This is a genomic window from Streptomyces sp. NBC_01352, from assembly GCF_036237295.1.
GTDB lineage: Bacteria > Actinomycetota > Actinomycetes > Streptomycetales > Streptomycetaceae > Streptomyces > Streptomyces plumbiresistens.
The window spans coordinates 9785837-9805482 of sequence record NZ_CP108354.1 but is presented as its reverse complement, the minus strand read 5'-3'; the positions used below and the strand labels follow the sequence as shown (position 1 = coordinate 9805482).

General features: G+C 69.0%; 16 protein-coding genes and 1 pseudogene. 12 read left to right on the top strand and 5 right to left on the bottom strand.

Translation table 11 applies throughout. From position 1 onward, the window contains the following. Positions 1-149 precede the first annotated feature (149 nt). Complete coding sequence (locus tag OG252_RS44890) at positions 150-2066, top strand: pectinesterase family protein (RefSeq protein WP_329343533.1); 1917 nt, start codon at positions 150-152, stop codon at positions 2064-2066. Positions 2067-2306: 240 nt separating this feature from the next. Here OG252_RS44890 and OG252_RS44885 read toward each other — a convergent pair whose 3' ends face one another. The 5 genes and pseudogenes from OG252_RS44885 to OG252_RS44865 form a co-directional block, all read right to left on the bottom strand. Beyond that, the gene (locus OG252_RS44885; protein ID WP_329343531.1) at positions 2307-2477 is read right to left on the bottom strand and encodes a response regulator transcription factor; all 171 of its coding nucleotides are present in this window, start codon (positions 2475-2477) and stop codon (positions 2307-2309) included. Positions 2478-2494: 17 nt separating this feature from the next. Then, positions 2495-3064: a hypothetical protein gene (locus tag OG252_RS44880; protein ID WP_329343529.1), complete on the bottom strand. Its 570-nt coding sequence runs from the start codon at positions 3062-3064 to the stop codon at positions 2495-2497. Then, on the bottom strand, positions 3004-3435 hold the full coding sequence (locus tag OG252_RS44875) for a hypothetical protein (RefSeq protein WP_329343527.1): 432 nt from the start codon (positions 3433-3435) through the stop codon (positions 3004-3006). Before OG252_RS44875 ends, OG252_RS44880 begins: the two co-directional genes overlap by 61 nt. A 202-nt stretch (positions 3436-3637) precedes the next feature. Further along, a pseudogene (locus OG252_RS44870) lies at positions 3638-3880 on the bottom strand (hypothetical protein); the annotation flags it as partial. A 271-nt stretch (positions 3881-4151) separates the two neighbouring features. Continuing rightward, positions 4152-5579, bottom strand: coding sequence for an RICIN domain-containing protein (locus OG252_RS44865; RefSeq protein WP_329343525.1), 1428 nt, complete (start codon positions 5577-5579; stop codon positions 4152-4154). 705 nt (positions 5580-6284) lie between these two features. Between OG252_RS44865 and OG252_RS44860 the strand changes: the two genes are divergently transcribed. The 11 genes from OG252_RS44860 to OG252_RS44810 all read left to right on the top strand — a co-directional run bounded on the left by OG252_RS44860 (position 6285) and on the right by OG252_RS44810 (position 19636). Beyond that, positions 6285-9185 (top strand): glycosyl hydrolase family 95 catalytic domain-containing protein, encoded by a 2901-nt coding sequence (locus OG252_RS44860; protein ID WP_329343523.1) that lies wholly within the window; start codon positions 6285-6287, stop codon positions 9183-9185. A gap of 390 nt (positions 9186-9575) precedes the next feature. Then, positions 9576-10637: a sugar ABC transporter substrate-binding protein gene (locus tag OG252_RS44855; protein ID WP_329343521.1), complete on the top strand. Its 1062-nt coding sequence runs from the start codon at positions 9576-9578 to the stop codon at positions 10635-10637. A gap of 46 nt (positions 10638-10683) precedes the next feature. After that, positions 10684-12246, top strand: a complete 1563-nt coding sequence (locus OG252_RS44850) for a sugar ABC transporter ATP-binding protein (RefSeq protein ID WP_329343519.1) — start codon at positions 10684-10686, stop codon at positions 12244-12246. After that, positions 12239-13282 (top strand): ABC transporter permease, encoded by a 1044-nt coding sequence (locus OG252_RS44845; protein ID WP_329343517.1) that lies wholly within the window; start codon positions 12239-12241, stop codon positions 13280-13282. Before OG252_RS44850 ends, OG252_RS44845 begins: the two co-directional genes overlap by 8 nt. Positions 13283-13377: 95 nt before the next feature. Further along, the gene (locus tag OG252_RS44840) at positions 13378-14703 is read left to right on the top strand and encodes an L-fuconate dehydratase (RefSeq protein WP_329343515.1); all 1326 of its coding nucleotides are present in this window, start codon (positions 13378-13380) and stop codon (positions 14701-14703) included. A gap of 1 nt (position 14704) precedes the next feature. Next, positions 14705-15598, top strand: coding sequence for an amidohydrolase family protein (locus tag OG252_RS44835; RefSeq protein WP_443068515.1), 894 nt, complete (start codon positions 14705-14707; stop codon positions 15596-15598). A 112-nt stretch (positions 15599-15710) separates the two neighbouring features. Then, positions 15711-16019, top strand: a complete 309-nt coding sequence (locus OG252_RS44830) for an RbsD/FucU domain-containing protein (protein ID WP_329343511.1) — start codon at positions 15711-15713, stop codon at positions 16017-16019. Next, positions 16016-17059: a zinc-dependent alcohol dehydrogenase gene (locus tag OG252_RS44825; RefSeq protein WP_329343509.1), complete on the top strand. Its 1044-nt coding sequence runs from the start codon at positions 16016-16018 to the stop codon at positions 17057-17059. Before OG252_RS44830 ends, OG252_RS44825 begins: the two co-directional genes overlap by 4 nt. Next, positions 17056-17817, top strand: coding sequence for an SDR family oxidoreductase (locus OG252_RS44820; RefSeq protein WP_329343507.1), 762 nt, complete (start codon positions 17056-17058; stop codon positions 17815-17817). The genes OG252_RS44825 and OG252_RS44820 overlap by 4 nt, the downstream gene beginning before the upstream one ends. Then, complete coding sequence (locus OG252_RS44815; protein ID WP_329343505.1) at positions 17814-18446, top strand: bifunctional 4-hydroxy-2-oxoglutarate aldolase/2-dehydro-3-deoxy-phosphogluconate aldolase; 633 nt, start codon at positions 17814-17816, stop codon at positions 18444-18446. The genes OG252_RS44820 and OG252_RS44815 overlap by 4 nt, the downstream gene beginning before the upstream one ends. Further along, positions 18443-19636: a sugar kinase gene (locus OG252_RS44810; protein WP_329343503.1), complete on the top strand. Its 1194-nt coding sequence runs from the start codon at positions 18443-18445 to the stop codon at positions 19634-19636. The genes OG252_RS44815 and OG252_RS44810 overlap by 4 nt, the downstream gene beginning before the upstream one ends. Positions 19637-19646: the final 10 nt, after the last annotated feature.

Here is a 19646-nt window from a genome sequence, read left to right as displayed (position 1 = left end):
GGCCGTCGAGTGCGGGATCCCGACCCACCCCGTAGGACCCCCGTAAAACTACCCATGGCGCCGGTCCGGCCCCACGCCGATGCTTTGCGGGGCACTGCATTCACGGTGCCGACGCAATCAATGGCCGCTAATAACAACAAGGGGCTCTTGTGACGACCACAATGCAGGGTCAGCACCGCAAAAGACCGAGATTCACCTTCGCCTTCATCGCCGCCTTGACGGTCGTCGGCCTACTGGCCGGCATCCTGGGCGACCTGGTCAGCGCCCCCAGCGCCACCGCCGCCGGCACAACGCCAACGTTCAGACTGGACGGTGACGTCACCCGCGAAAACTACGAAGCGTTCATTCTCCAGATGGGCGCCAATGTGAACTATACGTCCCAGGACGTAAACAACGAAGTCCAAGGCACGGCACTCACGGTCAATCACACCAACCCGGACGACGCCGGGTACACCGAGGCCGCAATCGTCACTAACGAGGGCCACACGGTGCGCCTCCGGTTTCGGACGAACGACATGTACTTCGTGGGCTGGTTCGACCGCAACAACCGCTACGTCTACGTCGGTCCCAGAGCTGAGGCGCGGGTCCCGGCGGTAGGCACCACCCATCAGCTGACCAGCTCGTCGAGCTACGGCTCCCTTGAGAGCATGGGGAACGTAAACCGCTACACCATGTACTACGGCAGAATCCCCACGCAAAATCACGCATTGAGCCTGTGGAACTCCAACGATAACCAGCGCATGGCCGCGGCGGCTGTGTACTTCGCCCAGTTCATCTCCGAGGCCACCCGTTTCCGCAGCATCGCCGACCAACTCGCGTGGAACGCGTTCGGCGGCAACGACGGCGAATCGTGGTACACGCAGATCCAAATCAGCCCTCGCCTCATCGACGAGCAGACCAATTGGGGCCAGCTGAGCCAGCGTTTCGCAGATGTGCAGATCGAAGGAAACGTCGACACCACAGAGACCCCCTTGACCGCCTGGATCCTCAATTCGCGGGACGAAATAGTCCAGCAAACGCTTCAATTCGCATACCAGTACGCGTCAGTATTGTTCGTCGCCAACGGATACTACGGATACGAAAAAGGCAACCCCAGGAGAAGACTCGCGGATCGCACGTTCATTGTCGCGCCCGATGGCACCGGCGACTACGAGACCGTGCAGGCCGCGATCGACGCTGTTCCCGAGGACGGGGTCCAGCACACCATCGAGATTGACCCGGGCACCTACCACGAGGTGATCACGGTCCCGGCGGGCAAGCGCCACCTGTCCATCAAGGGTATGGGCGCCGACGCTCAGAAAGTCCTCATCCACAACACCAGGGCTCACGGGATGCTCAAGCCCGACGGCACAAAGTGGGGCACCGAGGGCAGTGCCGTGGCCACCTTCAAGGCGCCCGACATGACCGTCTCGAATCTCTCGATTACCAACACGTTCGACCCCGCGGCCCACCCGGAGATCAGCCCGTACGAGACCCAGGCCGTCGCGGTGGCCGCCAAGGGCGACCGGCAGGTGTACAGCAACGTCCGGATCATCAGCCGTCAGGACACCCTGCTCGTCAAGGCGTCCACACCATGGGCACAGGCCCGGCAGTACTTCGTCAACTGCTTCATCAGGGGCACGGTGGACTTCATCTTCGGTAACGCCACCGCGGTGATCGACCGGTCCGACATTCAGATGGTCACCTGGCCCGGCGGCACGATGTTGGCGCCGAACACCGACTACCGGAAGAAGTACGGGATCCTCGTCACCGACAGCAAGGTGCTTTCCACCGGCGCGCCAATGAACTCGATGTACCTCGGCCGGCCGTGGCACAACACGGGGGAGGCCGAGCCCCAGGCGGTGGTCCGTAACACCGTGGTGTACCCCCACATCAATGCCACCCAGCCCTGGACCAACATGGTCCCCGAGTACCCCTGGCAGTGGGCCCGGTTCAAGGAGTACAAGAACTCCGGCCTCGGAGCCGGCACCGGCGCGAACGCGCCGAAGCTGACCGACGCCGAGGCCGCCGACTACACCGCCCAGAAGTACCTGGCCGGCGACGACGGCTGGAACCCGGTCTTGTGACCGCAGCCGACGTGACGGGCACGCTGCCCACCGGCAGCGACCCCGCCTCCGCGGCGAGGTGAGCCACGGCGGGGCCGGGACGGCACGACCGTCCCGGCCCCGCCGCCGGGTTCGAAGATGTGCGGAGCACGTCCTCCGGGATGCCATGTCCGGTATTCGCCACGGCCACAACAACGTTGTCCCCGACCTACTGGGTCCTGACGGTGATGGCCGGCCGGTGCCGGTGCGGACCCTGAGGTCCTACGGGGTGGGTGCCTGGTTCTCCGCCCACCAGATCGCGAGTTGGGTACGGGAGCCGAAGCCGAGCTTGGCCAGGATGTTCTCGATGTGGCCGTCGACCGTGCGCGGCGACCGCGCGAGCGCGGAAGCGATCTGCCGGTTGGTCATGCCCTGGGCCACCAGCGCGGCCACCTCCCGTTCCCGGCGGGTCAGCGGGCTCGGGGCGGCTGGTTCGGCGCCGGTTCCCAGGGCGAACGTGATGGCCTGGGCGGGGCCGTCGACCGCACTGCCGTCCGCGAACGCCTTCTCGTACGAGGCCCGGCCCAGGGCCCGGACGATCTCTTCCTCGCAGCGTAAGCGTGGCCCTCGGCCACCGGCGGAATTGCGGAGAGGGAGGTGCCGATGTCCCGCAACAGGGCATTCGCGGCGCCCAACTGCCGTGCCGCCCGCTCGTGGTCGCCGCAGGAGGCGGTCATCCAGGCGAAGTGTTCCAGCATCACCACGGCCCCGATGTAGTCGGTGAAGCCCCGCTCGATTTCGAGCGCGGTGCGGGTCAGTTCCAAGGCCGCCGCCGGCTCACCGCGTGCGTGGGCGGCAACGCCCAGCGACAACAGCGCGTGCGCGCGGCCCCACCGGTCACCGTGTGCCTCGGCGGTGGCGAGCGCGTGCCTGGCGGTCTCGGCCGCGCGCGGATTCCCCAGGCCGGTCTGGAGAATGGTCAGCTGGAACAGCGTGAAAACGGCTTCGGATCCCGTGCCCAGCGCCGTGTGGGCGGCCACCCGCGTCCTCGAACAGGGACATGGCCTCCTCCATCTGCCCCCGGAACAGCGCCAGCATGCCGCGGAGGCTCAGGATGCGCGCGCACGACCGGCTCCGGCTCACCCAGCTCGTCGGCCTCGCCCAGCCGCTGGTCGGCCGCCGAGCGGTCGCCCTGGAGCAGCGCCACCCAGGCGGCGGCCAGCAGAGCGCCGGTCCGGGCCGGGGTGGGTTCGGGCGCGGCCGCGAGCACCCGGTCGAGCCGACGGCGTCCCTCGCCGAGGAATCCGCCGACGCACCCGTGGAAACGCAGCGCCGCGGCCAGGGCCAGCGTGGCCTGCGGGTCACCGCCGCAGTCCAGGACCGCCAGCAGGTTGGTGTGTTCGGCGCGCATCCTGGCCAGGGCCTTTTCCTGGCCGGGACCGTACCCGATCGGTTGACAGGCACACATCGCACAGGCGCCGGCCCCGCTCTCGCGGCGAGGTGAACCACGGCGGGGCCGGGACAGCACGACTGTCTCGGCCCCGCCACTGCGTCCTCGGCAAGCTTCTGTGGGCGCGGCCGGTCGCTGATGTCATCGTTACGCGTCGACGTACTGCCAGGACCGCGCCGCCACCGGCAGCGAGCAGGAAGCCGGCGTCGCCGACCAGCCACGGAGTCTCGTCGGAGCCGGTGCGGGCGAGCACACCCTCGGGCGCGGGCGCCGCCGCCAGTCCCGTCGTGGGCGAGTGGTCCCAGGGGTGATGCCGATGAGCGGCTTCTGCCAGTGCTGGGCGCCGCAGCGGCTGGTGTAGGCCGATGCCACGGCGATGACCGCGAATCCCCGTGGCATCGGCCATCGAAGGCAATCGGGCGGTGGAGCTTCCCGGTGGGCATACCGGGATCAGCTGCCGGAAGTGTTTCCTCCGGCCTGCCTCTCACGGGCCGGCTGAAAACCGGCGCCACGGCCGCGACCCGCGACTGGACACAGACCACCCATACTCACTACCGCTCACCAGGATCCCCTTGAACACACTCCAGCGGCAGCAGCTCCCAACCCCTGCGGGCGACCCGCCGGAGGTCCGGTCGGGCCGCCCTGGTGTGGGGCCTGGTATGGGGGCGGGGGCGGAATCAGCTGCCGCGCGTGAACTGCTGGTTGGTGCCGGTTCCGCAGGTGTACTGCACGAGCTTGGCGCCGTTGGCTGTGGAGGCGCCGCTGACGTCGAGGCACTTGCCGCTCAGTCGGGAGACAAGGTTGAGGTAGCCGCCGCCGGCGTCCTGCAGTTGCCACTGCTGGTTGGTGCCGGTGGAGCACGGCCACTGGATGATCGGGTTGCCGTTGGCGGTGGAGTTGTTGGCCACGTCGATGCACTTGCCACTGTGCTTGGCCATGAGCTGGACGTATCCGCCGCCCATGTCCTTGAACCAGAACGCCTGGTTCATGCCGCCGTTGCAGGTGTACTGGGTGAACTGGACGTTGTCGTCCACCGACGAGCTGGGCATGTCGACGCACTTGCCGCTGTGACGTGCGGTGAGGGTCTCCCACGGGCCGCCCACACCGTCGACCTTCCCGGTCGCGGTGTCGACGGTGACCTGCGGGTACCAGTCCAAGGTCATGGTGGTGTCGGTGGGGAACTCCAGCGGCAGCCAGACGTACTTCGAGGCGTTGACGTTCTGGCCGAACGAGTTGCCCCAGCGGTCGCCCATGTAGAGGTACTCGGTGCCGGAGGTGCCCTGGACGGGCAGGACGTACGTGGTCTGGGAGCCGTACGCGGTGGAGTTACCGACGTTCTGCAGCCCGCTCCAGGTGCCGGTGATGCTGGTGGCGGTGGCGTACTTCTGCTGGTTGGGGTTCCAGCCGGTGGCGCCGGAGGTGAGCAGGAAGTAGACGCCGTTGCGCTTGAACATCGCGGGGGCCTCGCGCGACTGGCCCGCCCACAGCACCTGCACGCGGCTCTCGATCGTGAGGTAGTCGGGGCTCAGGCGGTAGACATGCAGGTCCCGGTTCTCGTTGGCGGCGGAGATCATGTAGCCGGTGCCGTCGTCGTCGACGTAGGCGGTGATGTCGCGGGACATGTAACCGAGTGGCCGGAAGCTGCTCTGGTAGTCGTAGTCGCCGTCGACGGTGTCGGAGACGGCGACGGCGGCACGGGCCTGCGTGTAGTCGGTGCCCAGTTCCTTGTGCATCCACATGACGAACTTGCCGGTGGCCGCGTTGTAGATGACCTTGGGCCGCTCGATGTTGGCGGACGCCAGCTCCGGGTCGGATGCCTGGGTCAGGACGTGCCGCCTGAACTCCCAGGTCTTCATGTCTGTCGAGCGGTACGCGGACACGTACCGGAAGGTGTTGTCCTCGTTGCGGTTCTCACCGAACAGGTAGTAGTAGGACCCGACCTTGATCACGCCGCCGCCGTGGGCGTGCATGACGGCGCCGGTGGTGTCGGTGAACTGGGTTCCGTTGGGAATGGTGACGGTCGCCGCGTGGGCGGTACCGGTCAGGAGAGCCTGTGGCAGCAGAGCCGCCAGAACGACGAGAACAAGGAGCCAGGCGCGGCGCATGGGTGTTACCTCCGCTTTGAGCTGCCCGGTTGCACCGCCGAAAAACAACAAGCTGAACCACAACCGAGCGAAAGTTGGCTGAATCCAACGCTGTCGCACATCAGACGGCTGATGACAGTTGTGTGTCAATGGTGTTGACACGACGGATTCATGTAGCGCCCGAACTGGTTCACGGTCCTGCCGCCCCCGCCCAGCGGAGGGCACGCGCGGCAGCGCCACGGTCGGCAGGTCTTCACGGCCCCCAACCAGGTTCCGGGGCAGCGTTCTCTGCACAACCTAGCCAATACATCCCATGTGCGAGAAGGGCTCGAACTCCCCACGCCCGGACCCAACAACCCAGATGTCTCTGAGCAGCAGGCAGTACACAACAAATCGAGGTTTTTTCGTCCTGGCTCTGGACACAACTCCACCGTTCCCCGTTAATTCATCCCATGTCCTCGCTGACTGTCACAGCAGGGACATGAGATGGAAACGAGGAACGGTGGGGGTTGCGCCCCAACGAGTCGACAGGCGCTCACGAGTGCGGCACCGAGCGTCCCCATGTGCGCGGCAGGCCACTGACCCAGCCCCGCCTTCGCTGCCCTCACGGACACCGAGACGACAGCCCCCTTCCGCACATCGCCGGTCGACCCCTCCCGCACCAGAACCAGCGACCCCGCCGTCAAGCCCAGTCGCGCCAGCCACCAGACAACGGAGTTTGGATATATGGACCTGCCAGAATCCTCCTTGAACCGTCGCCGCTTCCTCACCGCCGCCGCCCTGGCCGCCGGCGCCACGGCCCTGCCCGGTCTCATGTTCGCCAGATCGGCCGCAGCGGCCGTCCCGCCCCAGGTCACCCTCCCTGACCGCGGCATATGGGACAACGCCACCGCCTCGACATGGACCCACGGTTTCCTGAGCGGCAACGGCGAGTACGGCGCCACGTACTACGGGGCACCGACCCTGGAAAAGATGATCGTCAACCACCACCGGTTCGTGCTGCCGAACGGCACCCGGGATGTCATGCCGCCCGATCTCACGGGGCAGCTCGAATCAGCCCGGGACAAGGCACTGGCCGGTGACTACTCCGGGGCGGCCTCGACATTCGCCAACGGCTGGAGCCTGCGGTGGACACAGACCTTCCACCCCGGCTACGAGCTGCAGTTGAGTACGCCGGGCATGACGACGGTCAACGACTTCGCCCGCATCACGGACTTCCGCACCGGTGAAGTCACCCACACCTGGACCGACGCCTACGGCACCTGGAAGCGCCACGTCTTCGTCTCCCGCGCCGACCAGGTCATCGTCCACGAACTGCTGCCCGCCACCGGCCGCACCATCGACACCACCCTCAGCGTCAACACCGCCCTCGACGGCGTCCCGACCAGCGTCTCCTTCTCCACCACCGCCACGGTCTCGGGCGGCAACGGCTACCTGAACCTGCGCGGCACCTACCCCTCCGGAAAGGGCGCGTACGGCTACGAGGGCGTCACCCGGGTCGTCGTCTCCGGCACCAACGCCTCGGTCACCGCCAGCGGGCAGACACTCGTCGTCGCCAAGGCCACCAAGGTGCTGCTGCTGACCAAGCTCGGCCGGTACGAGACCTCCACCGGCTGGAACTCCCAGCCGCTGCAGACCGCCCTCGCCGGCCTGACCACCGACTACGCCACCCTTCTGGGCCGCCACACCGCACTGCACCAGGAGATGTACGACCGCTCCAGCATCGACCTGAACGTCCCCACCGCCGACCGCCAACTGTCCACCACTGAGTTGATCGCCCGTCAGAACGGCGCCACCTCCGCCCTCGACCTGGCACTGCTGGAGCGGATGTACGACTCCGGCCGCTACTTCTTCGTCAGCTCCAGCGGCGTCCTGCCACCGCGTCTGACCGGCATCTGGACCGGCACCTGGTCCGGCAGCTGGGCGGACGACTTCACCACCGACGCCAACATCAACCTTCAGGTCGCCGGCGGCAACATCCTCGACCTCGGCGACGCCATGCAGGGCTACTTCGACTTGGTCCTCGGCCAGTTGGCGGACTGGCGCACGAACGCCACCAAGTTCTACGGCGCCCGCGGCTTCCTGGCCCCCTCGCGCACCGACGGCGAGTACGGCCACATGCTGCACTTCAACAGCACCGACTTCCCCGGCGAGGCCTGGACCGGCGGCGCCGACTGGATGCTCTACCCCTTGCTGGAGCACTACGAGATCACCGGCGACGCCGATTTCCTGCAGAACAAGCTCGGTCCGGCGCTGATGGAACTCGCCCTGTTCTACGAGGACTTCCTCACCAGGACGGACTCGAACGGCAAGGCCGTCTTCGTCCCCTCCTACTCCATGGAGAACACGCCGGCCAGCACCGGCCAGGCCTTCTCCATCAACGCCACCGGCGACATCATGGCCGGCAGGCACGCCCTGCAGGCCGCCATCGACGCAGCCGACAAGCTCGGCCTCGAGCAGGGCAGCGGCCAGGGCGTGCAACGCTGGACCGCCCTGCTGGGCAAGCTGCCCGACTACACCGTCAACGGCAGCGGCGCGCTGGCCGAATGGTCGTGGCCGGGCCTGACCGACCGCTACAGCCACCGCCACGTCCAGCACCTGTACGGCGCCTGGCCGCTGCACGAGATCAACCCCGAGGACGAGCCCGACCTCGTCCGCTACGGCAGCAAGGCCCTGGACCTGCGCGGCGACCAGAACTACTCGGCCCACGGCAGCCTGCACCGCGCTCTTGCCCGCGCCCGGCTCAAGGACGCCCCCGGCGTCTACAGCAACCTGCTGAAGATCCTGGGCAAGAACATGACGTTCCGGTCGCTGATGACCTCGCACAACCCGAACCTGGACATCTACAACGCCGACGCCGCCAACACGATCCCCGCCGTGCTCGCCGAAGCGCTCGTCTACACCCGTCCCGGAGTCCTGGAGATCCTCCCCGCCCTGCCGGACCAGCTCGCGAAGGGCACCATCAAGGGCGTCCGCGGCCGGGGCCGTGTCACCGTCAAGTCCCTGGTCTGGGACACCGCGGCCCGTACCGCCACCGCCACCGTCGTCTCGGACACCAACCAGAACATCACCTTCATCTGCCGGCGCGGCATCACGTCCATCAGCACCAGCGCCACCGTCACCACTTCCGCACTCGGCAACCACGCCCGAGTCGTGTCGCTGACCGCCGGAACGAGCACCACGATCACCATCGGCCTGCTGACCGGCCCCTTCAAGCTGGTCAACCGAAAGAGCGGCAAGGTCCTGGACGTTTCCGGCGCCTCCACCGCCAACGGCGGCGCGGTCGTCCAGTACACCTCGTCGGGCGCGGCCAACCAGCAGTGGAAGCTGCTGCCCGACCACGACGGCTCCTTCCGCCTGTCCAACGTCAACAGCGGCAAGGTGCTCGACAACCCCGGTGGCTCCACCAGTGCCGGCACGGCCCTCGACCAGTGGTCGGACACCAACAGCAACAACCAGTGGTGGAAGCTCGTCCCAGCGGCCACGAGCGGCTACTACCGCCTCGTGAACGTCAAGAGCGGCTTGTGTGCGGACGTGGAGAACGGATCCACCGCCGACGGCGCCAAGGTCATCCAGTGGTCCTCCAACGGCGGAGCCAACCAGGAATGGCAACCCGTCGAGGTCTGACGACCGCAGGCATGTGAAGCGGCAGCCGACGCGCCGCGACCACCACGCCGAGGGCACCCGCGTGCAGGTGACGCGGGCGCCCTCGGCGTACTCAAGATGCGCCGGTCCCGCCACGATCACACTCCGCCGGGCGGGCCGCGCGAAGAGTCCACACACAAGCGTTGTCGCACTACAGATCCGCATCATTAATGGGATGAATCTTGGTTCGCACCAGCACGCAGGCGACCCAGATCCCCTCAATGAACCCCAGATGTACGGGGAATTTCTCCCGCAACCTAGACAGCGCCCTCGCTGACATCTATAAACATCCCATCTCTCTAATCGCGATGACACAGGGGTGTCACGCATTCGAAACCTCTCCCGCTACGGGACCAGCGCGAGGAAACACCGATGAGACTCAGAACCATCCTCAGCTCCACCGCCGCCGTCTGTGCGATGGCGCTGCTCAGCGCCTGCGGCAGCGGATCCGACGCCGCGGCCACGTCGAGCGGCGAGCCGCTGATCGGCGTCGACTACCCGCGTTCCGACACCGACTTCTGGAACTCGTACATCAAGTACACGCCGGAGTACGCCAAGGAGCTCGGCCTTTCACTCAAGACCACCAACTCGCAGAACGACGTCGCCAAGCTCACCTCGAACGCGCAGACCTTCATCAGCCAGGGCGTCAAGGGCCTCGCGATGGCCCCGCAGGACACCGCCGCCATCGCGCCGACCCTGGATCAGCTGGAGGCGAAGAAGATCCCGGTCGTCACCGTGGACACCCGCCCCGACACGGGCAAGGTCTTCATGGTCGTTCGCGCCGACAACCGCGCCTATGGCGAGAAAGCCTGCCAGTACCTGGGCACCAAGCTCGGCGGCAAGGGAAAGGTCGTCATGCTGCAGGGCGACCTCTCCTCCATCAACGGCCGTGACCGCACCGAGGCGTTCAACGACTGCATGAAGAAGAACTACCCGGACATCAAGGTGTTCGGGGAAGCCACCAACTGGGACGGCGCCGTAGCCGCGCAGAAGCTCCAGACCCGTCTGACCCAGCACCCGGACATCAAGGGCGTCTACATGCAGTCCAGCTTCGCCCTCTCCGGGACGCTCCAGGTCCTCAAGCAGAAGGGCCTGTTGGTCGACCCCAAGGACAAGAAGCACGTGTTCATCGTGTCCAACGACGGCATCCCCGAGGAGCTGAAGGACATCGCCGCCGGCCAGATCGACGCGACGGTCTCCCAGCCGGCCGACCTCTACTCCAAGTACGCCCTGTACTACCTGAAGGCCGCGATCGACGGGAAGACGTTCAAGCCCGGCAAGACCGACCACGACAGCACGATCATCCAGGTGCGGGACGGCCTGCTCGAGGACCAGCTCTCCGCCCCGCTGGTCACCGCGGACGGCGGCACCTACGGCGGCGTGACCAGCCTCAAGAGCGACGACCAGTCCCTGTGGGGCAACAACCTCGGCTGACATCCCTGTCCCGAACACAACGGCTATCGAGTACAAGGCGGTTGAGATGAGCGACGGGGAGCGAACAGTCACCCCCGCGCCCGCCACGGCGAACGACGGACGGGTCCCGGCGGGCCCGCCCGTCGTCGAGGCGACGGGCATTGTCAAACGATTCGGTCCGACGGTGGCCCTGAACGGCGCCCGGATCACCATCCAGCCCGGCGAGACCCACGCGCTCGTCGGCCGCAACGGGGCGGGGAAGTCGACCCTCGTCTCCGTTCTGACCGGGCTGCAGGCCCCGGACGAGGGAACGGTGACCTTCGGCGGTGAACCGGCCCCACAGCTCGGCGACCGCGACGGGTGGCGGCAGCGTGTGGCCTGCGTGTATCAGAAGTCGACGATCATCCCCGAGCTGACCGTCGCGGAGAACGTCTTCCTGAACCGGCACGACCACGGCCGCGGCCGGCTCATCAGCTGGCAGGGCACCCGCGACCGCGCCCGGGAACTTCTCGCGGCGTGGTCCGTGGACGTCAACCCGCAGACCCCGGCCGGTGATCTGAGCGTCGAGCAGAGGCAGTTCGTCGAGATCGCCCGCGCGTTGTCCTTCGGGGCGCGGTTCATCATCCTCGACGAGCCGACCGCGCAGCTCGACGGGGCCGCGATCAACCGGCTCTTCGACCGCATCCGTGACCTGCAACGCCAGGGCGTGACCTTCCTGTTCATCAGTCACCATCTCCAGGAGGTCTACGAGATCTGCGACATGGTGACGGTGTTCCGCGACGCCCGGCACATCCTGACCGCACCGGTCGCCCAGCTGCCGCGCGCCGAACTCGTCGCCGCGATGACCGGCGAGGCGGCGGCCGATCAGCGCGCGGAAAGGATGAGTAGCCTCGACGCCGACGCCCCGGCCGCGCTGCACGTGGAAGGCTTGAGCAGCGAGACCTACGCGGACGTCACCTTCCAGGTGGGCGCCGGAGAGATCGTCGGGCTGGCGGGGGCCGCGGGCAGCGGCCGTACCGAGGTCGCCGAGACCGTGGTGGGCCTCAGGGCCGCCGAGGCCGGCGAGGTGGAGATCGCCGGGCGTATGCCCCGGCCGGGCAGTGTGCCCGCCGCGCTCGCCGCAGGTGCCGGCTTCGTGCCACAGGACCGGCACCACCAGGGCTTCGTGCCCGACATGTCGATCGCGGACAACGCCACGTTGTCCGTACCGCATCGGCTCCGCTCGAAGGGGTTCCTCAGCCGCGGCCAACGGGACCGGCTCGCCGGGAGCATGATCGACTATCTGGCGATCAAGACACCGGGGCCCGACCTGCCCGTCTCCGCCCTCTCCGGCGGCAACCAGCAGAAGGTCGTCATGGCTCGCGCCCTCGCCGACGACCCCCGGCTGCTGGTCCTGATCAACCCGACCGCGGGCGTGGACGTGCGCTCCAAGGAGTTCCTCCTCGGCAAGGTCGAGGAGACCGCGGGCACCGGCACCGGAGTGCTCATCGCCTCCGACGAACTCGACGACCTGCGTATGTGCGACCGGGTCCTGGTGATGTTCCAGGGCCGTGTGACCTCGGAGATCGCCCGCGGCTGGCACGACCACGACCTCGTGGCCGCGATGGAAGGAGTGGACCTCAATGCCTGAAACCGTCCTCGCGGACACGCCCGCACCCAAGACCACGGAGCCCGAGTCACGGCGCAAGGTGCTGTTGGGCGGCCGGATACCTCTGGCCCGGCTGCGTGACCTCGCGCTCGTCCCCGCGATCGTGGTCATCGCGATCGTCGGTCAGATCGTCAATCCGGTGTTCCTGCAGGCGGACAACCTCATGAACGTCCTGCAGACCATGTCCGAGATGGCTCTGCTGGTCCTGGCCCAGACGATGGTCCTGATCGTCAAGAAGATGGACCTGTCCATGGAGTCCACCATGGGCCTCGCCCCCGGTGTCGCGGCCTGGCTGGTGGTGCCGACCGGCGCGGGACACGGTCTCGGGCTGCTGCCCGGTGCCTGGTCGATCCCGGTCACGCTCGCCGTGGGCGCCCTCATCGGCGTGATCAACTCGCTGCTGATCATCCGCTTCGGCCTCCACGGCTTCATCGTCACGCTCGGCATGCTGATCGTGCTGCGCGGTATCCTCACCGGCATTTCCGGCGGCCAGACGTTCTTCCAGCTGCCGGAGTCCATGCTCTACTTCGGCACCGCCCAGTGGTTCGGGATGCCTGCCTCCATCTGGATCTGTCTCACCCTGTTCGCCGTCGCCATCGTCGTTCTCGGCTGGACCAGCTTCGGCCGCTCGCTGTACGCCATCGGCGGCAACGTCGACGCTTCGAAGGCCGCCGGCATCCGCACCGACCGGGTGCTGTGGATCGTCATCGTCACCGGCAGCGTGCTCGCAGCCCTCGCCGGACTGCTGCTCTCCGGACGCCTGGCCTCCGTCGCCTCGGCGCAGGGCGACGGCTACATCTTCACCGTGTTCGCCGCGGCCGTGATCGGCGGGATCAGCCTCAACGGCGGCAAGGGCACCATGTTCGGGGCGTTCTGCGGCATCCTGCTGCTCTTCATGATCCAGAACGTGCTCACCCTGGCCGGTGTCCCCGCCCAGTGGATCGGCGCCCTCAACGGCCTGATCATCCTGGTCGCCCTCGCCATCTCCCGCATCACGGGCGGCAAGGCCCAGGAGTGACCCGCGCGGCCCTCGCCGCCGGATCCCCCACTACCGCCTCACCCTTCCGTCGCAGCGGGGCCGTGCGCCCCGCCTGCCCCTCAGGAGTTGCCGCCATGTCCTCCACCGTGCCCGCATCCGCCCGCATCACCGCCCTGGACGTCCTCGACGTACGGTTCCCGACATCCGAGCACCTGGACGGGTCGGACGCGATGAACCCCGAACCCGACTACTCGGCCGCCTACGTCGTCCTGCGCACCGACGCCACCGACGGGCTGGAGGGCCACGCCCTGGCCTTCACCACCGGACGCGGCAACGACGTGCAGGCCGCCGCCATCGCGGCCCTGGCTCCGCACGTGGTCGGCCTGTCCGTCGAGGAGGTCTGCTCCGACCTGGGCGCCTTCTCCCGCTCCCTTGTCCACGACCCCCAACTGCGTTGGCTGGGACCGGAGAAGGGCGCCATCCACATGGCCACCGGCGCGGTCGTCAACGCCGCCTGGGACCTTGCCGCCAAGCGCGCGGGCAAGCCGGTCTGGCGCTTCCTCGGCGAGATGTCACCGGAGGATCTCGTCGCGCAGGTCGACTTCCGCTGGCTCAGCGACGCCCTCACCCCCGAAGAGGCGCTGGACATCCTGCGCCGCGCCGAACCCGGCCGCGCGCACCGCATCGGCCGGCTGCTCGACCAGGGCTATCCCGCCTACACCACCACCCCCGGCTGGCTCGGCTACTCCGACGAGAAACTGTCCCGCCTCGCCCGCGAGGCCGTCGCCGACGGCTTCACCCAGATCAAGCTGAAGGTCGGCGCGGACCTGGCGGACGACGTACGACGGATGCGCACCGCCCGCGAGACGGTCGGCGACTCCATCCGCATCGCCGTCGACGCCAACCAGCGCTGGGACGTCCAGCCCGCCATCGACTGGATGCGCGCATTGGCCCCCTACGACCCGTACTGGATCGAGGAGCCCACCTCCCCGGACGACATCCTCGGTCATGCGGCCGTACGCGAGGCGCTCAGGCCCATCAAGGTCGCCACCGGGGAGCACATCGCCAACCGGGTCGTCTTCAAGCAGCTGCTCCAGGCCGGCGCGGTGGACATCGTCCAGATCGACTCCGCACGCGTCGGCGGCGTCAACGAGAACATCGCGATCCTGCTGCTCGCCGCCAAGTTCGGCGTCCCCGTCTGCCCGCACGCCGGTGGCGTCGGTCTGTGCGAGATGGTCCAGCACCTGTCGATGTTCGACTACGTGGCCGTCTCCGGCACGACCGAGGATCGCGTCATCGAGTACGTCGACCACCTGCACGAGCACTTCGTCGACCCGGTGCGCATCGCCGACGGCAACTACCTCGCGCCCACCCGGCCCGGACTGAGCGCGCAGATGCACCAGGACTCCCTCAAGGAGTACACCTACCCCGACGGTCCGGTCTGGTCCGCGCGTGTCTGAGATGCCGGAACTCGTCGACTCCCACCACCACCTGTGGGATCTCGACCACCGCCCTCAGCCCTGGCTGGACGAGCCCGGCCACGAGGCCATCCGCCGCGGCTTCGGTCCAGGCGACCTCCGAGCGGACGCGACCCGGCCGATCGCCGGGCGGCGTCTGGCGAGCACCGTGGTCGTCCAGTGCGTCACCTCCGTGGCGGAGACACGCGAACTCCTCGCCCTGGCCGACGACGACCCGCTGATCGGCGCCGTCGTCGGCTGGACGGACCTCACCTCCCCCGCGATCGGCGACGTACTCGACGAACTGCGCGCCGGGCCTGGAGGCCGCTGCCTACGGGCCGTGCGCCATCTCGTCCAGGGCGAGTCGGACCCCGACTGGCTGCAACGCCCTTCGGTGGAGCGAGGGTTGACGGCAGTGGGCGAACGCGGACTCGCCTACGACGTGCTGATCCGCAGTCACCAGTTCCCCCAGGCCATCAGCCTGGCCGAGCGCCTACCCGAGCTGCCACTTGTCCTGGACCACGCGGGCAAACCGCCGATCGTCCGCCACAACCTGGCCGACTGGGAACGCCGGGTGCGTCGGCTGGCCGCACACCAGCAGGTGCGGTGCAAGGTGTCGGGTCTGGTCACCGAGGCCGACCACGAGAAGTGGACCATCGAGGACATCCGCCCGGTATGGGAGGTCCTGCTGTCGTCCTTCGGCCCCGAGCGGCTGATGTTCGGCTCGGACTGGCCGGTCTGCCACCTCGCGGGCGGCTGGAACCACTGGGCCGCCGCCGTCGAGGAACTCCTCGGTGACTGTTCGGCCGACGAGACCGAGGCGATCCTCACCGGCACCGCCACAGGCTTCTACCGCCTGAAATGGGATGCCGCGCAGGAGGGGACACCGTGCTCCTGACCGAACTCCTGCACCCCGGCATCCGCGAACCCCTCGCCGGAGCGGACCACGGTGCCCGCGTCCTGCTCGCCGACGGCCACTACCCGGCCAGTACGGCGAGCGGACGAGAACCGTGCACCTCAACCTCGCCCCGGGGCTCCTCGACGTCACCTCCGTCCTTGACGTGCTGCTGCGGTCGCTGCCCGTGGAGGCGGCCCACGTGATGGTGCCGCCCGAGGTCGAACCGGAGCCGCCGGCCATCGGCGAGTACCGCTCGATGCCGACGCCCGTCCCCGTCGACACGCTCGGCCACCACCAGTTCCACGACGCGGCCCGCTCCCCCGATCCGGCCCTCGCCGTCGTCACCGCCTACATCCGTACCTACGCCAACCTGCTGCTGACCAGCGGCGTCCGCGCTGAAGGGACCCTGACCCCGCAATGACACTCGCAGTCCGTTACACAGCCGCCCGAACCCTGGACACGGCACCCGCCGAGTCCTCCTCCCCCGGCCCCGGCGAGGTCGAACTGGCCCCCGCCTACGTCGGTATCTGCGGCACCGACCTGCACATCTTCCACGGCGACATGGACGCCCGGGTCACCACACCCGCCGTCCTCGGACATGAGATGTCCGGCCACGTCATACGCGTCGGCCCCGACGTCGAAGGTTGGCGGCCCGGCGACGCGGTCACCGTGATGCCGCTGCGCTGGGACGACACCTGCCCGGCCTGCCGATCCGGCCACCAGCACATCTGCCAGCACCTCGACTTCATCGGCATCGACTCCCCGGGCGCGATGCAGCAGCGCTGGACCGTGCCCGCGTCCACCCTCGTCCGGCTGCCCGAATCTCTCCCCTTGGACCGGGCCGCGCTCGTCGAACCCACCGCGGTCGCCGTGCACGACGTCGGCCGGGCCGGCGTGCGCGACGGCGAGAGGGTCGTCGTGGTCGGCGGCGGACCCGTCGGCGTACTCATCGCACTGGTCGCGCGGGCCGCGGGAGCCGACGTCCGGGTGGTCGAACTCAGCGCTCATCGGCGTCTGCTCGCCGAGAAGCTGGGGCTGGCCACCTGGGACCCGGCCGCCGTCGACGTGCCCGAGCTCGTCCGGGAGTGGACCGGCGACGCCGGCGCGGACGTCGCGTTCGAGGTCTCCGGCGCGGCGGGCGGCGTCGACACCGCCGTCGAGGTGCTCGGCGTGCGCGGCCGGCTGTGCCTCGTGGCCATCCACCCCCGCCCGCGCGAGATCAACCTGCACCGCTTCTTCTGGCGTGAACTCACCCTCGTGGGCGCCCGGCTGTACGACCGCTCCGACTTCGAGAAAGCGGTGGCGCTGGTGGCCGACGGCACTGTCCCCGCCGAACGGCTGATCAGCAAGGTCGTGCCGCTCACCGAGGCACCGGCGGCCTTCGAGGCCCTGGAGGCGGGCGGCGACGTGATGAAGATCCTCGTGGACTGCACCGACGAAGCGCCTGGAGCCGCCGTATGAACGCCTTCGACCTGACGGGCAAGCTCGCTGTCGTCACCGGGGCCCGGCGCGGCATCGGCCGGGCCATGGCCCGCGCGCTCGCCGAGGCCGGTGCGGACGTCATCGGCGTCAGCGCCTCACTGGAGGAGTCCGGCAGCGCCGTGGAGAAGGACGTCACTGCCGTCGGCCGCACCTTCGAGGCGATCCGCGCCGACTTCGCCGACGCCGGCGCCGTCCGCGCCCTGGGCGCCGACCTCGCCGGGCGCGAACGGCAGGTGGACATCCTGGTCAACAACGCGGGCACCATCCGCCGCGCCCCGGCCGCCGAACACACGGACGCCGACTGGGAGTTGGTCCTCCAGGTGAACCTCAACGCGCAGTTCGCGCTGAGCCGGGCGGTCGGCGGGGCGATGGTAAACCGCGGACAGGGGAAGATCATCTTCACGGCGTCGCTGCTCAGCTTCCAGGGCGGCATCACCGTCCCCGGCTACACCGCCGCCAAGCACGGCATCACCGGGCTGACCAAAGCCCTGGCCAACGAATGGGCCCCGCACGGCGTCAACGTCAACGCCATCGCCCCCGGCTACATCGCCACCGACAACACCCAGGCCCTGCGGGACGACCCGGCACGCAGCAGCGCGATCCTGGGGCGTATCCCGGCCGGCCGCTGGGGCACCGCCGACGACCTCGCGGGCGCCACCGTCTTCCTCGCCTCGGACGCCGCCGCCTACGTCCACGGCACCGTCCTGCCCGTCGACGGCGGATGGCTCGGCCGATGAGCGGCACCGACCTGGCTTCCGTCCTGTCCGGCGCGCGGATCATGCCGGTGCTGACCGTCCCGTCCGCCGCGATCGCCGGCCCGCTCGCCGACGCGCTCGCGACGGGCGGCGCCCGGTGCGCCGAGGTCACCTTCCGCACCACCGACGCCGAGCAGGCGCTCAAGGCGATGGCCGCACACGGCGGGCTGACGGTCGGCGCCGGCACTGTCCTCACCCCTGAACAGGCGGACCGGGCCGTGGCGGCCGGGGCCCGCTTCATCGTCTCCCCCGGTTACGACGCCGACGTCGTCGCCCGCTGCCGCGCCCTGGACGTACCCGTCGTCCCGGGGATCGCCACCGCCACCGAACTCATGCGGGCCCTGCGCGCCGGGCTCGACACGGTCAAGCTCTTTCCCGCCGAGCCGCTGGGCGGGACGGCGGCACTGCGCGCCCTGGCGGCGCCCTTCCCTCAGGCACGGTTCGTGCCCACGGGCGGGATCGGCCCCGAAGAGATGCCGGGCTATCTCGCCCACCCGGCGGTCCTCGCCGTCGGCGGCAGCTGGATGGCGACCGCCGGCCATCTGGAACGCGGTGACTACGACGGGATACGCCGGCTGACGGCCGAGGCCGTGGAGAGGATCGCGAGGTGACCGCGCACGCCCCTGAGGTGATCGCCCTGGGCGAGGTGATGCTGCGCTTCGACCCGGGCGAGGGACGCATCAGCACCGCCCGCTCCTTCCAGGTGTGGGAGGGCGGCGGCGAGTACAACGTCGTACGGGGCCTGCGCCGTTGCTTCGGCCTGCGTACGGCCGTCGTGACCGCCCTGGTGGACAACGCGGTGGGGCGGCTGGCCGAGGATCTGATCCTCCAGGGCGGAGTCGACACCTCGCTGATCCGCTGGGTGCCCGGCGACGGCATCGGCCGCAGGGTCCGTAACGGACTCAACTTCGTCGAACGCGGCTTCGGCGTCCGTGGCGCGTTCGGCGCCAGCGACCGCGCGAACACCGCCGTGTCCCAACTGCGCAAGGGGGACGTCGACTGGAACGCGGTGTTCTCGTCGGGCCCGCGCTGGTTCCACACCGGAGGCATCTTCGCCGGCCTGTCGGACACCACGGCGGACGTGGCCGAGGAGGCGATGGACGCGGCCCGACGCCACGGCGTCGTGGTGTCGTACGACCCCAACTACCGGCCGAGCCTGTGGGCCGACCGGGGCGGTGCGGCGCGGGCCCGCGAGACCGATCTGCGGCTCGCCCGGCTCGCCGACGTGGTGGTGGGCGCCCTGGGCCTGGCAGGCGGGTACCCCGGTGCGACACGCGTCGCCGCCGACGAGGTGCCGGACGCCTTCGCCGAGGTCGCCGACCGCCTGCCGGAGGCCAGGATTCTGGCGACGACCCTGCGCGACGTTCCCTCGGCCGGGATCAACGACTGGTCGTCGGCCGGATGGTCACCGACGACCGGCTACGTCACCGGCCCCGACATGCCCGCCCTGCACGTCCTGGACCGTGTCGGCTCCGGCGACGCCTTCGCGGCCGGGCTGATCCACGGGCTGCTGGCGTCGGCGCCCGAGCCGGCGGATGTTCTGGCGACATTCACCGGGCCGGAGCACGATCCACGGCGGGCGCCGGAGCACGCGCCCGCCGGCGACACGGCGCACAGGCCTTTCGCCGGCACCGCGGCAGACAGCGATGACCCGCTGCCGTGCATGCGTCTCACGCGCGCCCTCGCCTACGGAACGGCTCACGGCGCCCTCGCCATGACCACGCCCGGCGATGTCTCCATGGCCTCGCTCAGCGAGGTGGAGGCACTCATGGCCGGCGGTTCGACCGCCGTCAGACGCTGACCCGGGACCC

Excerpts from the sequence above, each read along its gene's own strand:
- OG252_RS44875 (WP_329343527.1), bottom strand. The coding sequence starts at position 3,435 with ATGCGCGCCGAACACACCAACCTGCTGGCGGTCCTGGACTGCGGCGGT.
- OG252_RS44865 (WP_329343525.1), bottom strand. The coding sequence starts at position 5,579 with ATGCGCCGCGCCTGGCTCCTTGTTCTCGTCGTTCTGGCGGCTCTGCTG.
- OG252_RS44860 (WP_329343523.1), top strand. The coding sequence starts at position 6,285 with ATGGACCTGCCAGAATCCTCCTTGAACCGTCGCCGCTTCCTCACCGCC.
- OG252_RS44855 (WP_329343521.1), top strand. The coding sequence starts at position 9,576 with ATGAGACTCAGAACCATCCTCAGCTCCACCGCCGCCGTCTGTGCGATG.
- OG252_RS44850 (WP_329343519.1), top strand. The coding sequence starts at position 10,684 with ATGAGCGACGGGGAGCGAACAGTCACCCCCGCGCCCGCCACGGCGAAC.
- OG252_RS44845 (WP_329343517.1), top strand. The coding sequence starts at position 12,239 with ATGCCTGAAACCGTCCTCGCGGACACGCCCGCACCCAAGACCACGGAG.
- OG252_RS44840 (WP_329343515.1), top strand. The coding sequence starts at position 13,378 with ATGTCCTCCACCGTGCCCGCATCCGCCCGCATCACCGCCCTGGACGTC.
- OG252_RS44835 (WP_443068515.1), top strand. The coding sequence starts at position 14,705 with ATGCCGGAACTCGTCGACTCCCACCACCACCTGTGGGATCTCGACCAC.
- OG252_RS44825 (WP_329343509.1), top strand. The coding sequence starts at position 16,016 with ATGACACTCGCAGTCCGTTACACAGCCGCCCGAACCCTGGACACGGCA.
- OG252_RS44820 (WP_329343507.1), top strand. The coding sequence starts at position 17,056 with ATGAACGCCTTCGACCTGACGGGCAAGCTCGCTGTCGTCACCGGGGCC.
- OG252_RS44815 (WP_329343505.1), top strand. The coding sequence starts at position 17,814 with ATGAGCGGCACCGACCTGGCTTCCGTCCTGTCCGGCGCGCGGATCATG.